The sequence below is a fragment of the Micromonospora sp. NPDC047753 genome (assembly GCF_040642735.1).
Lineage (GTDB): Bacteria > Actinomycetota > Actinomycetes > Mycobacteriales > Micromonosporaceae > Micromonospora.
The window spans coordinates 1-12,842 of record NZ_JBEYSL010000168.1 but is presented as its reverse complement, the minus strand read 5'-3'; the positions used below and the strand labels follow the sequence as shown (position 1 = coordinate 12,842).

Here is a 12,842-nt window from a genome sequence, read left to right as displayed (position 1 = left end):
ACCTGACGGCGGTGGACTGGGCCGAGCTGGCCGAGATGGCCACCGGCATCGGGGCGGGCTACCAGCTGGAGTTCTTCCCGGGCGGGCCGCCGGTCATCGACCCGGGCGCACCCACGGCGCAGTACACCGGGATGCTCGGCCTGGGCGGCGCCGTGGAGGTGCCGTCGGTCGGTGAGCCGGGCGTCATGCATCTGGCGAACGGGCACGACGCCTTCTTCGGCCACTGGATCGGATCCGACGGACGCGTCAACTGGTTCAGCAACATCACCAGCGACGAGCCGATGGCGATGTCCGAGGCGCGCCGGGTGCCAGCGGACCGATGGCTGAACCGGTTGCGCCGGGTGCACGCCGAGGACGTACCGGCGCGCGACGTGCTCGACCGGGCCGGGCCGCAGGACGTGTTCCCGTTCGGCGCCATCGAGATCCTGCCCCCGCTGCGGACGTGGTACCGCGGGCGGATGGTGCTGGTCGGGGATGCCGCGCACGCGCCCTCCCCGGTGTCCGGTCAGGGCGCCTCGTTGGCCTCGGAGAGCGCCGTGCAGCTCGCCCGCTGCCTGCGTGATGTGCCCGGGGTGCAGGCGGCGTTCGCCACCTACGAGATGATGCGCCGGCCCCGGGTGGAGAAGATCGCTGCCGATGCCGCGCGCGCCAATCAGGCCAAGGCACCCGGCCCGGTCGCGTACGCGCTCATGCGGCTGCTGGCCCCTGTCGCGCGGCACACCGTGCTGAAGCCCGAGCGGATGTTCGGCCCGGTGCACCGCCACCGGATCGACTGGAACCGGACGGTCACCCCCGCCTGAGCGGCGTCGACCGGTCTGCGGTGTACGCCTCGTGAACCTCCCGCAGGGCACCGATGCCGCCGCCGAAGACGGTGACCGCCAGCTCGGTGACGCCGGCCTCGGCGAACTCGCGGAGCCGCCCGGCGATCCGGTCCACCGGTCCGAGCAGCGACGTACGGTCGACGAAGTCCGCCGGTACGGCGGCGGCCGCCTCGGCGTACCGCTTCGCCAGATACAGCTCCTGGACGTCACGGGCCGCGTCCGCGTAACCCATGCGTGCGGCGAGGAGGTTGTAGAAGTTGCGGTCTCGGCTGCCCATGCCGCCGAGATAGAGGGCGACGTGCGCGCGGACCCGGTCGACGCACCGCCCGACGTCGTCGCCGACGGCGAGCGGCACTGACGCGATCACCTCGAACCCGTCCATGGGCCGGCCGGCTCGCTCCCGGCCGGCCCGGACGTGCCGCAACTGCTCGGCCGCGAACTCCGGGCTGAGGAATGCGGCGAGCCAGCCGTCGCCGATCTCCCCGGCCAGTTCCAGATTGCGCGGGCCGACCGCGGCCAGATAGATCGGCAGGTCCGGGCGGGGCGGATGGACGGTCAGCCGCAGGGCTCTGCCGGCGCCGCCGGCCAGCGGCAGCGGGTAGTGCCGGCCCGGGTGGGCGAGCGGGCGCCGGGACAGGGCGAGGCGGAGCACGTCGACGTACTCACGGGTCCGCCCGAGCGGGTCGGCGAAGGGCACGCCGTGCCATCCCTCGGAGACCTGCGGTCCGGAGACGCCGAGGCCCAGCCGGAACCGACCGCCGGACAGGCGATCGAGGGTCGCGGCGGTCATCGCGGTGAGGGCGGGGCTGCGTCCCGGCATCTGCATGACGGCGGAGCCGATGTTGACGGACCGGGTGTGCGCGGCGATCCAGGTCAGCATCGTCACCGCGTCCGAGCCGTACACCTCCGCCGCCCACACGGTGTGGAAGCCGAGCCGCTCGGCCTCGGCGGCCAGCCGCACCCGGCCGGCGGCATCGCCGGCGCCCACCAGATGTCCCAGATTCAGCGACAGTCGCATCCGACCATCGTGGCGTCGGGTCGCATCGACCGGCATCTCGCGCCGTGCCGTTCCCGCAGCGCAGGGCACCGGCGACGCCCGATCAGACGGGCCCTGCACCTGCGCAGTCTGGGAGGTGCTCCCGGTCGGACTCGGGGCCAGGATGTGTGACGAGAGCAGGGGGGTGGCGATGACCGGAGGGCGCGGAAGTCGCACCGCTGCTGTGGTGAGCTTGGAGGAGTTTGATGTCCATCCACGATTCACGTGTCGAAGCTATGGATCCGGTCGAGTTCGCCCGTCTGGTCAAGCACACTCCGGACGACGAGCTGCGCGAGGTCATGCGCGGTGAGCGGCGTGCCGAAATCCTCGATCACCTGATCGGCGGGATGCAGTCCGCGTTTCGGCCCGAGGTCGTCGGCCGGACCCGGGCGGTGGTGCACTGGCGAATCGGCGATCGACCGGACGGCGGCGTCGACACCTACCAGATGGTCATCGCCGACGGCGTCTGCACTCTGTCGTCCCGCGCCGACGGGCAGCCACAGCTGACCTTGAACCTGGCCGCGGCTGATTTCGTCCACCTGGTCACGGGCAACGCGCACGCGGTGATGCTGGTGATGAAGGGCCGGTTGAAGACCCGAGGTGACCTCGGTCTGACCGCCCGGTTCCCCACCTTCTTCGCCGCCCCCCGGCCCTGAGCGCGCGGCCCGGACCGGGTGGAGGCGTCCGTGTCCATCTGGCGATTCGGCAGGTGAGGAGCGAGAACATGACCGACACCGCTGCGCACGGTGAGGATGGGCGCGATGCCGAGAACTCGGCCGCGGACCCTCGCCACGAGGACCTCGAAGACCCGTGGCGCGGTATCCCGGCCACGCTCCTCGACGGTCCCGGCTACCACATCGGCGGGCCGGTCGGAGACGGGCGAGATGCCCAGCAGACGCTCGGAAACTCTCGCGCCGAGAACGTCGAAGACCGCTGGCGCGGCATTCCGGCCACGCTTCTCGACGGCCCCTTCTACGACGCCGACCCAGCGGGTGACTCCCGATGAACGGCGGGCTCGCGGCGCGCACCGTCAGGCGGTACGACCTCGCCAGGACCCGCGGGCGCCACCGGGTCGCGTACGCCGACTGAGGCGCGCGCACCGCGGCCGGTGCGGGTGTCGCCGCTCTCCCGCCGGGCGACGTGCCTGTGCCCGTCTCCCATGTGCCTCTCAGCTGGCACGGTCGGCCCGGCGGGGAAGCTGTTGGGGCACCCCGGTCGCCGGGTCGCCGGCGTGCCGCGTGCCGTTCGCCGGCGGCGCGTCGGTGGTGGGGGAGCGGCCGTGCGTCGACGGGGCCGCGCCGGACGTGTCGGCCGGTCTGCCGAAACGCTGGGTGACCAGGTGCTCCTGGGCCATCCCGCGCAGCGCGGCGAGCGCCGCGTCGAGCAGCACCGCGCGGGCCACCGCGGCGGCCCGCTCCACTTCCATGTCGTCGCGCGGAAGCAGACTGAGCTCGCGGTCCGCGGACTGTTCCGCGAGTTGTGCGTACGGATGGAAGAACTCGGTGCCGTGGCTGCAGCCGAGCTGGCGCAGAGCTGCGAGGACATGGGCCAGCCGGTTCCGACCCGGGACGTCGTCGCCCACCTGCCAGCCCAGCTCGTTGATGAGGCGGTCGACCTCGGTGCGCTCGGCCGTCACGTCGTTGACGGCCTTGGATTTGTCGAGGTCCGGGTACACCACCCGGTTGGCGGTCCGGTACAGCCCGGGAAGTGGGAGGTCGTCGTCCTCGATGGCCGTGAGCAGTTCCATCACTGTGGACAGCTCAAGCTGGCCGATGCCGGTCATCGCTCGGATGAAGAGCAGGCGCCGTCGGTGCGCCTCGCCGTACTGCGCCTGGTTGCGGCCAGTCAGTCGGCCCGGTGGGACGAGGCCCTCCCGAAGATAGAACTTGATTGTTGCGACGGGCACGCCGGTGTAGCGGCTCAGGTCAGAGATGCGCATCGAGTTCCCCCAGCTGGTCAACACAGCCCCGCGGTGCGATTCTCCCACGTAGAAAGGGTGGAGATTGATGGCGATCCCATGGCACGCTCGTGGCGGAAGCGTTCGGGCCGTCACCGCGTCGCGGCTGTGGCCCGTGTGGGACCGGCGGTCAGGCAGTCAGGCAGTCAGGCAGCGGTACGGTCGGACTCGCGGAGCTTCGTGATCATTACGGGCGCGGCGCTCAGGGGCGTCTCGGCGGCCTGCTGTTCCGCCGCGACCCGGGCCAACGCGAGCTTTCGGCTGTCCATCAGGGCCAGTAGCACGGGCGGATCGATGCTCTGGATCGGCTGCAGGTCGAGGTCCACCCGGATGTCGGAGTTCCAAGAGACCGTGAGAGGCCCCTCCGAGGCCACCGCGATCGGTCGGTTCGCCTCGTCGGGACGCCCGCCCGCGTTGGTGTCGACGGCTTGAGCGAGCAGGTACCAGGTGCCCGGCGGCACCGTGTCGAAGTGGAAGTAGCCGCCGTCGGGTAGCACCGCGCAGCGCACCGGACGACCCTCGGGGATGCGGTCCGTGAAGAGGCCGACGAAGACCGGCCCGTTCGGCCGGCCCGGCTGCGAGGGGATGCGGCCGTGCACCCGAGCCTCGGAGAGCGGGGCCGGTTCCGGGTCGGTCGCGATCTGCGGGGCGTAGCCGGCGCGGCGCCGGTAGGTGGTCGGCGACATGCCGACGCTGCGGGTGAACCGCGAGCTGAAGGTGCCGACGCTGTTGTAGCCCACCCGGAGGCTGATGTCGGCGACGTTGAGTGTGGTGGAGATCAGCAGCTGTTTGGCGCGTTGCAGACGCAGCGCGGACAGGAAACGGCCCGGGGAGACCCCGGTGGTCCGCTGGAAGATCCTGGTGAAGTGGAACTTGCTGAACATGGCAGCCCTGGCCATGTCGTCGACGGTGAGCTGCTCGCCGAGGTTCTCTCGCATGGTGCTGATCGCACGATTCACTGCCTGCTTGGTCGATTCCTCCATGATGCCTCCCCCTGACCCGTCCGGCGATTTTTCGTACTAGGTGGTAATAATTGTCGTGTAAAGCATCGCGGTTTTGGTCCCATCGAGCGCTGTAGTGATGCATATGATTGCGCTGGTATGCCCTACTGCCTCACTCCCGCCGCCCCGAAGGGCTCCGCTTCCGGTCGAGGCTAGCCCAGCCCAGAGCGATTGACAATACTGCTGATCATCGAGGGCAATAGACCGCAATCGTGAAGAGAGGAGCGCCTTGAGCAGTGCTTTCGACACTCATATGGAGCTCGACGGTCATGCATGCGGATAGCGGTGCGACCCACTTTCCACGGGGGGTGCCGAAAGCGGTCAATTTGGAAACTGGTCACGGATACGGTGCCCCTGGGCTGCGGTTTGACGCGAAACGTCGGTAATTGTCGATCATGTACCCGGCCGTTTGGCTACCTTCAGTGAATCTGGCGCTTTGCCGACTGAAAAAGATTATTGACCGGAGCGATGAGCGGAAGGTAGGATTATTTGCTCACGCTGTTAACCGAATTTAATGCAATGCATAGTCAGAGTTTCCCGGATTGCCAATAGTCGTTTCTTTCTTAAAGGGAATGACTATCTGAATTTCTCGGGCCAGGATCGCGTGGTCAATTTCCTTCAATTCTCAATCGGGTGCCGAGTGTGTGGATCAGCCGCTCGTCGCGCTGGTTCCAGATCGGGCCCGGATGGTCAGTCGGGACGGATTCCAAAAATCGCCGCCCGACCCGCTGAACAACAGGAGAAATGACAGTGGAATCCCGTCGGCCGCACCGCCTCTTGCCACCCGGCACGGTCCCTACCAGGATGGGGGCGAGGGTTGCCTGACCGACCCCTTTCGAGTATCCCGTCGGTGGGACACCCGTGTGAGACACACCCGAGGGGCGCGTCCTCCTACTCAGGAAGGCGTACGACATGGGCTGCGTCGTTGCCACCTGAAGCCGCGGCCGGCGACATCCAGGAGCCGTCGGGCGGGCCGTACGCCCTCCGGGATCAGCCGATGGTGCGCCGGCTCCAGCCCGCCGTCGGAGCCGGCGCCACCCGAAGGGCGCGTGCGCCCAGGTGACGGGCGGCGGTGAGGCTCGACCAGGCGGCCAGTTCGACGAGGCCGCGGTCGTCGTACCCCTGGGCGCGTACCCGGTCGACATCGGCGGCGGTGACCCGGTAGGAGGCGAACGCCACCAGCAACGCCAGACGCCCCGCCGGGCGGTCCGACTCCGGCAGGCCCGCGACGCACTCGTCGAGCCAACGAAGTCGCAGGGCGGCCGGGCGCGCGTCCAGGCCGGACGGGGGCGCGCCAAGGCGAGGGAGCTGCGCCGTCAACAGCCGGCGTACCGGTGCCGGGACGGTGCGTTCGCCTGCCGCGTCGACCACCGCCGCGGACCGGGCGAACGCCGCCACCAGGTGCGGCCGGTCGCCGGTCCAGGACAGGTCCGGCGGCACCGTCGCCGGAGGCAGCAGACCCGGGGACTCGCCCGGGACCACGGTCCTGCCGGCCAGCCCGGCCAGGATCCGGGCCGCACCTCGCCGCAGCACCGCCGCGACCGGGCCGGGCACCGGCGGCAGGGGCGAGTCCGGCACCGGCAGCACCCCCAACGAACCGGAGCGGGAGCACGCCGATGCGGTATGACCTGGCAGGCAAGGTCCTGTTCATCACCGGCGCGGCGCGCGGCATCGGGGCGCGACTGGCCCGCGAGGCCGTCGGCCGTGGGGCTCGCGTCGCCCTCGTCGGTCTGGAGGGCGAGCTGCTCGAACAGCTCAGCGCCGACCTCGACGCGCACTGGTACGAGTGTGACGTCACCGATCAGGCGGCGTTGGACGCCGCGGTGGCCTCCACAGTGGACCGCTTCGGTGGCATCGACGTCGTCGTGGCCAACGCGGGCATCGCGAACCTCGGCACCGTCGCCGTCGGACCGGTCGACGCGCTGATCCGTACCGTCGAGGTGAACCTCTGCGGCGCGATCCGCACGGTCAGCGCGGCGCTGCCGCACGTCACCGCCGCCCGTGGCCACGTCCTGATCGTCTCGTCGGCCGCCGCCTTCACGGCGATGCCCGGGATGGCCGCCTACTGCGCGTCCAAGGCGGGCGTGGAGCAGTTCGCGAACGTGCTGCGCCTGGAGACCCGCCCGCGCGGCGTCACCGTCGGCACGGCGCATCCGATCTGGATCGACACCGACCTGGTCCGCGACATCCAAGACGACCTGGCGTCGTTCCGCGCCACGCTGCGCCGGCTGCCGTGGCCGCTGTCCACCGTCGTACCCGTCGAGCAGTGCGTCGAGGCCCTGCTCCACGGCATCGAGCGCCGCAGGCGCAAGGTGTACGTGCCACGGTCGCTCGCCCTGGTGCAGGCGCTGCGGCCGGTGGTGCTGAGCGGCCTCTCGGACGCGTTGATCACCCGGTTCGGCGGCCGGACGATGGTCGACCAGATGGAGGACGAGGTGCGCCAGCTCGGGCGTTCGTTCGGCCGGACGTCGGTGGGAGAGCGGTCGTGAGCATTCACTTCCGGCGTGCGGGCAGCGGAGAGCCGCTCGTGCTCATCCACGGCATCGGTCACCGCCATCAGGCGTGGGAGCCGGTGTTCGACCGGCTCACCGCCCACCACGAGGTGATCGCGCTCGACCTGCCCGGCTTCGGGAACTCTCCGGTGCCCGAAACCGGCATGCCCGCCGACATGGCCGCCACCGTGGCCGGGGTCCTGCCGGCGCTGACCGAGTGGGGGCTGGAGCGTCCGCACGTCGCCGGCTACAGCCTCGGTGGGGCGATCGCCCTGGAGCTTGCCGCCACCGGGGCGGTCGCCTCGGCCACCGCCTTCTCCCCCGCCGGCTTCTTCACCCCGGCGGAGCGCCGCCGGGCGCTGGCCATCCTCCGGATGCTGCGGGCCAACTCGTACCTGCCCACCACGATCATGCGGGTCGCACTGCGCTCGGCGTACCTTCGGGCGTTGTGCTTCGCGCCGCTGATGGCCCGCCCGACGCTGCTGGATGTCGAGCGCGCGCTGGGCGACGCGCTCGCCCTGCGACGCGGGGTCGGCTTCAACGCCGTGGCCCGAGCCGCCCGCGGCTATCGCCTCGACTGCCTTCGGCTGTCCGACGCGACGGTGCCGGTGACCATCGGCTGGGGGGACTGCGACCGGATATTCGGCGTCCACCAGGCCGAGCGGGCCCGCGCGGGCCTGCCGGCGGTACGGGTGGTGACGCTGCCCAGGTGCGGGCACGTGCCGATGAGCGACGACCCGGACCTGGTCGCCGGGCTCATCCTGGAGACCACCGGCGCCGTGCCCCGCACCGAGCGACCGGACCGTCCGGCTCCGACCAGCATCGCGAGTCAGGAAGATCACTTCACACTCTAAAAACTTGCAGGCTGTGCAAGTTCGCTCCTAATCTCGCTCGCGTGACCGACACCGACCAAGCCGCGCCCGGGCGTCGCGACCGCAAGAAGGCGCAGACGCGGGCCGCGCTGACCGCCGCCGCGCTGCGGCTGGTCGCCGAACGCGGCCTGGAGCACGTGACAGTGGAGGAGATCAGCGAGGCCGCGGACGTGTCCTCGCGGACCTTCTTCAACTACTTCACCTGCAAGGACGAGGCACTCACCGACGATCCGGCGCTCGACGGCAACCCGGTCGTGGCGCGTCTGGCGGCCACACCTGCGCAGGTGCCGACGTTGCAGGCCGTCCGGCTGGCCCTCGACGAGGCGATCGACACGATCCAGGCCGACCGGGAGTTGTGGCGGCTGCGGCTGGCGGTCATCACCCAGAACCCCGCGCTGCTGCCCCGGCTGGTGTCCGGCAACATCGCGACGGAGCGAGCCATGGTCTCGGTCATCGCCACCCGCCTCAGCGTAGGTCCCGACCACGGCCTCCCGCCGCTCATCACCGCTGTCACCAGTGCTGCCTTCCACACCGCGATGCTGCGCTGGTCCGCCGGCGACGACACCCGCCCCCTGCGCGACTACGTGGACGAGGCGTTCGCCGCCATCGCCGCCGGGCTGCCGGATCCGCCGTCCCCCTCCTGACCCGCCGCTGCCCGCCCCGCCGCACCAGCTGCGGGGCCAGTCACCCCGCCACAAACCCGCCAAGGGAGCGTCAATGACCACCACCGTCCCGCCCGCCGACACCGCCGAGGTCGGCACGCGCATGTCGCGTCGGGAGGTTCTCCAGGCCCTTTCCGGCCTGATGGTCGGCATGTTCGTGTCCATCCTCGCCTCCACGGTGGTGGCGAACGCGCTGCCACGGATCATCGCGGACCTGAACGGCAGCCAGACCGTCTACACGTGGATCGTCACCAGCGAACTGCTCGCCATGACGGCGACGGTGCCGCTGTGGGGCAAGATGGCCGACCTGTACAGCAAGAAGCTGCTGATCCAACTCTCGCTGGGCCTGTTCGTGGTGGGTTCGCTCATCGCGGGCTTCACGCCGAACGTCGAGGTGCTGCTGCTCAGCCGTGTCGTCCAGGGCATCGGCGCTGGCGGCATGACGGCGCTGGCCACGATCGTCATGGCGGCGATGATCCCGCCCCGTGAGCTGGGCCGTTACGCCGGCATCTTCGGCGCGGTCTTCGGTGTGGGCACCATCGCCGGTCCGCTGATCGGTGGCCTGCTCGTCGACACGTCGTGGCTGGGCTGGCGGTGGTGCTTCCTGATCGGCGTCCCGTTCAGCATCATCTCCATCGCCCTGCTCCAGCGCACCCTGCACCTGCCGGTCGTCCGCCGCAAGGCAAAGATCGACTGGCTGGGCGCCCTGCTCATCACCTCTGGCGTCTCGACGCTGCTGATCTGGTCGTCCCTGGCTGGGAACAAGTTCGAGTGGGCCTCCGGCTGGACGGCCCTGATGGTCGTCGGTGGCCTGGTTCTGCTGGCGCTGGCCGTGCTCGTCGAATCGCGCGCCGCCGAGCCGATCGTCCCGCTGGGCATCTTCCGTAACCGCACGGTCTCCCTGGCCACTGTCGCCAGCGTGCTGGTCGGTGTCGCGCTGTTCGGCGGCACCGTCTTCCTGTCCCAGTACTTCCAGATCTCGCTGGGCAAGTCGCCCACCGTCGCGGGCCTGATGAGCCTCCCGATGATCTTCGGCCTGCTCGTCTCGTCGACGGTCGCCGGACAGCTCATCACCAAGTACGGCCGGTGGAAGGCATACCTGGTGGCCGGCGCCGCGGTGATGAGCGTCGGGATGCTGCTCCTGGGCACCATCGACGCCAACACCAGCGTCCTCGTGCTGTCGATCTACATGGCCGTGCTGGGCATCGGCGTCGGCATGCTCATGCAGAACCTCGTGCTGGCCGCACAGAACGACGTACCGGCCCACGAGCTCGGCGTCACCACCTCCGTGGTGACGTTCTTCCGCAGCATGGGCGGCGCCATCGGGGTCAGTGCCCTCGGCGCGGTCCTGGCGAACCGGGTGGCCTCGCTGACCGCCGAGCGGCTCGGCCCGGCGGCGACGGCCGGCGGTGGCTCCGCCGAGGTGCCCGACCTGTCCACCCTGCCCGAGCCGGTGCTGCGCATCGTGCAGGACGTGTACGGCATCGCCACAGCGGATCTCTTCCTGGTCGGCGCGCCGTTCGCGCTGCTCGCGCTGATCGTCGTGCTGTTCATCAGGGAGAAGCCGCTGCACACCCTCAGCGGGGAGGAACGACGCGTCCAGGAGGAGGCGGCCGCCAAGGCCGCGATCCACTGAGCCGTACGACAGCAGTCAGGGGGCGGGCCGTGACTGGGTTGGACCTCGGCAGGGACAAACTGATCGAGGTTGCGGCACTGGTCACCGATCCCGACCTCAACGTGCTGGGTGACGGTGTCGACGTGGTCATCCACGCCGACGAGGCGGCGCTGGAGGGGATGCCGGAGATCGTGCGGACGATGCACGCCAAGTCCGGCCTCACCGAGGAGGTCCGTCGTTCGGCGGTCACCCTCGCCGAGGCCGAGGACCTGGTGCTGGAGTACGTCCGCACCTTCGTCAAGGACCAGCGTACGGCTCCGCTCTGCGGCAACTCGATCGCCACCGACCGGGGCTTCATCGCCCGGGACATGCCCCGCCTCGATGCCCACCTGCACTACCGGATGATCGACGTGTCGTCGATCAAGGAACTCTGCCGCCGCTGGTACCCCCGCGTGTACTTCGGCCAGCCGCAGAAGGGTCTCGCGCACCGGGCGCTGGCCGACATCCGGGAGAGCATCCGGGAGTTGGAGTACTACCGGCGCACCGTCTTCGTTCCGCTGCCCGGCCCGGACGTCGAGACCGCCAAGGCCATCGCCGCCGAACTCTGACCGCGGCCGCGCTGACCGGCAACCCGCTGGACGTGCCTGGCTGTGGTGTGGCTATTATTGGTCCGCACCCCGCCCGGAGCGATCAACCGGGCGACGGCGGCATGGTGGCTGTAGCTCAGTTGGCAGAGCACCGGGTTGTGGTCCCGGTTGTCGTGGGTTCAATTCCCATCAGTCACCCCACTGGTTTCACTGCTCAGGCCCCCTCCTCGGAGGGGGCCTGAGTCGTTGTAGGGGCGAGACAGGGGACGACGCGAAAGCCCCCTCCGGGGAGGGGGCTTTCGTCGGCTGGCTCAGGCGGTCGGTGTGGGGGACGGGGTGACCGCCCCGTCCGGGGCCGGGGTGGTGGCGTCCGGGTCGGCCGGAGGCTCGTACGGGAGGGCGCTGCCCTTGACGTACTCGTCCCAGCTCATGTTCCAGTCGGTCCAGCCGTTGCCGTTCTGCAGCTTGCGCTCGGTGCCCTTGACCGTGATTGGGTCGCCGATCTGGGTGTTCTTGAAGAGCCAGTCGCCGTTGGCCATCGACACGTTGACGCAGCCGTGCGACACGTTCGTGGTGCCCTGCTGGCCCTCGGACCAGGGTGCCGCGTGGATGAACTCCCCGCCCCAGGTGAGGCGCTGCGCAAAGTCGATCTTGGTGCGGTAGCCCTCGTCCGGGCCCAGCTCCTCGAACGTGTCGAAGACCGTCTTGCGTAGCTTCTCGATGACGACCATGGTGCCGCTGGACGACGGGGTGCTCTTCTTGCCCAGGCTGACCGGAATGGTCTTGATCACAGAGCCGTTGCGGGTCACCGTCATCCGCTTGGTCTTGTTGTCGACGGTCATGACCACCGCAGCGCCGATCTTGACGTCCACCGAGAGGTCGGCGCGGCCGTACCAACCCGCACCCATCGGCAGGCCGCCGGCCTGCACCCGGTAGGAGACCTTGCTGTTGGGCTTCCAGAACTCCTTCGGCCGGTAGCGGATCTCGGTGGGGCTGACCCAGTGCCAGATCCCCTCCTGCGCCGGAGTCGAGGTGACGGTCATCCGGCGCTGCACGTCGTCGCGGTAGTCCTCCGGGATGTCCCGGCTGAACTTCACGATCAGCGGCATGCCCACCCCGACCACCTGGTTGTCACCGAGGAAGCTGCTCACCCGCACCTGGTTGCCGGGCTTGGCCATGGTGGTGAAGGTGCTCGTCGCGGTGGCCGGAAGCCCGTCGTCGCCCTTGGCGGTCACGGTGGCCGTGTAGCTCGTGCCGTAGGCCAGCGCGCCAGCCGGAAGCCACGACTTGCCGTCCTTGGCGAGGGCGCCCTCGACCGCCTTGCCGGCGGCGTCCTTCAGCTCGACAGCGGTTTCCACGGCGTCCTTCGTGGTGAAGGTGATGCCGGTGGACGCCGCCACGTCCTTGGCGTCGGCCGCCGGCTCACTGATCGTCGCCGCGGCCTTCGGTGCCGGGTTCTCGCCGCCCCCGTGCCACGAGGACGACTTGCCGCCGTCGCCGTCGGTGCAGGCCGAGGTGAAGGCCAGCGCCACGGCGAGGAGCCCTGCCGCGAACACGCGGCGTCGCCCACCGGGCCTGATCAGCTGGTCCTGGCTAGCTCGCATGAAGTCCCTCACAGTTGTGGTCGCTGCCCCATCGTCTCTTACTGACGCGCCAGAGCCGGCCCCGGTTGCCGAGGGTGAACCGAAACACGCCGTCAATAGTGCCCGAATCCTGCTACTATTCGGCGTTTCGTGAGCCTGGCTCGTCTCCGTGCCGGGAGTGCGGGGGTCGCCGCGTCGTCATCGACCGGCGGGAGT

Annotated in this window: 13 protein-coding genes and 1 tRNA gene; 9 read left to right on the top strand and 5 right to left on the bottom strand. The window is 69.9% G+C overall.

Features of this window, described 5'->3' with window-relative positions:
- The coding region (locus tag ABZ749_RS16435) for an FAD-dependent monooxygenase (RefSeq protein ID WP_357228428.1) at positions 1-800 on the top strand (800 nt) is incomplete at its 5' end.
- Here ABZ749_RS16435 and ABZ749_RS16430 read toward each other — a convergent pair.
- Positions 787-1,839 carry an LLM class F420-dependent oxidoreductase gene (locus ABZ749_RS16430; protein ID WP_357228425.1) on the bottom strand — a complete coding sequence of 351 codons (1,053 nt, stop codon included), beginning with the start codon at positions 1,837-1,839 and terminating at the stop codon, positions 787-789. The genes ABZ749_RS16435 and ABZ749_RS16430 overlap by 14 nt on opposite strands.
- Before the next feature lie 224 nt (positions 1,840-2,063).
- Here ABZ749_RS16430 and ABZ749_RS16425 point away from each other — a divergent pair, with 224 nt between their 5' ends.
- Positions 2,064-2,513: an SCP2 sterol-binding domain-containing protein gene (locus ABZ749_RS16425; protein WP_357228422.1), complete on the top strand. Its 450-nt coding sequence runs from the start codon at positions 2,064-2,066 to the stop codon at positions 2,511-2,513.
- 68 nt (positions 2,514-2,581) lie between these two features.
- Positions 2,582-2,863 carry a hypothetical protein gene (locus ABZ749_RS16420; RefSeq protein WP_357228420.1) on the top strand — a complete coding sequence of 94 codons (282 nt, stop codon included), beginning with the start codon at positions 2,582-2,584 and terminating at the stop codon, positions 2,861-2,863.
- Between the two features lie 162 nt (positions 2,864-3,025).
- Here the strand turns inward: ABZ749_RS16420 and ABZ749_RS16415 are convergent, their stop codons facing one another.
- The 3 genes from ABZ749_RS16415 to ABZ749_RS16405 form a co-directional block, all read right to left on the bottom strand.
- Positions 3,026-3,796, bottom strand: coding sequence for a MerR family transcriptional regulator (locus tag ABZ749_RS16415; RefSeq protein WP_357228417.1), 771 nt, complete (start codon positions 3,794-3,796; stop codon positions 3,026-3,028).
- A 164-nt stretch (positions 3,797-3,960) separates the two neighbouring features.
- Positions 3,961-4,797 (bottom strand): AraC family transcriptional regulator, encoded by an 837-nt coding sequence (locus ABZ749_RS16410; RefSeq protein ID WP_355008726.1) that lies wholly within the window; start codon positions 4,795-4,797, stop codon positions 3,961-3,963.
- Positions 4,798-5,805: 1,008 nt separating this feature from the next.
- Positions 5,806-6,393 carry a hypothetical protein gene (locus ABZ749_RS16405; protein WP_357228414.1) on the bottom strand — a complete coding sequence of 196 codons (588 nt, stop codon included), beginning with the start codon at positions 6,391-6,393 and terminating at the stop codon, positions 5,806-5,808.
- 38 nt (positions 6,394-6,431) lie between these two features.
- On the opposite strand from ABZ749_RS16405, the gene ABZ749_RS16400 reads away from it, so the two are divergent.
- The 6 genes from ABZ749_RS16400 (at position 6,432) to ABZ749_RS16375 (ending at position 11,244) form a co-directional block, all read left to right on the top strand.
- A complete protein-coding gene (locus tag ABZ749_RS16400) occupies positions 6,432-7,304 on the top strand; it encodes an SDR family oxidoreductase (protein WP_357228412.1) in 873 nt (290 codons plus the stop codon).
- Entirely contained in the window at positions 7,301-8,161 is an 861-nt protein-coding gene (locus ABZ749_RS16395) for an alpha/beta fold hydrolase (RefSeq protein WP_357228409.1), read from the top strand. The genes ABZ749_RS16400 and ABZ749_RS16395 overlap by 4 nt, the downstream gene beginning before the upstream one ends.
- A 41-nt stretch (positions 8,162-8,202) precedes the next feature.
- Entirely contained in the window at positions 8,203-8,823 is a 621-nt protein-coding gene (locus tag ABZ749_RS16390; protein WP_357228406.1) for a TetR family transcriptional regulator, read from the top strand.
- Positions 8,824-8,896: 73 nt separating this feature from the next.
- The gene (locus ABZ749_RS16385; protein ID WP_357228403.1) at positions 8,897-10,477 is read left to right on the top strand and encodes an MDR family MFS transporter; all 1,581 of its coding nucleotides are present in this window, start codon (positions 8,897-8,899) and stop codon (positions 10,475-10,477) included.
- Positions 10,474-11,064, top strand: coding sequence for an oligoribonuclease (gene orn, locus ABZ749_RS16380; RefSeq protein WP_357228431.1), 591 nt, complete (start codon positions 10,474-10,476; stop codon positions 11,062-11,064). Before ABZ749_RS16385 ends, orn begins: the two co-directional genes overlap by 4 nt.
- A 104-nt stretch (positions 11,065-11,168) precedes the next feature.
- Positions 11,169-11,244 (top strand) — tRNA-His (locus tag ABZ749_RS16375).
- A gap of 110 nt (positions 11,245-11,354) precedes the next feature.
- Here ABZ749_RS16375 and ABZ749_RS16370 read toward each other — a convergent pair.
- Positions 11,355-12,647, bottom strand: a complete 1,293-nt coding sequence (locus ABZ749_RS16370; RefSeq protein WP_357228400.1) for an Ig-like domain-containing protein — start codon at positions 12,645-12,647, stop codon at positions 11,355-11,357.
- Positions 12,648-12,842 lie beyond the last annotated feature (195 nt).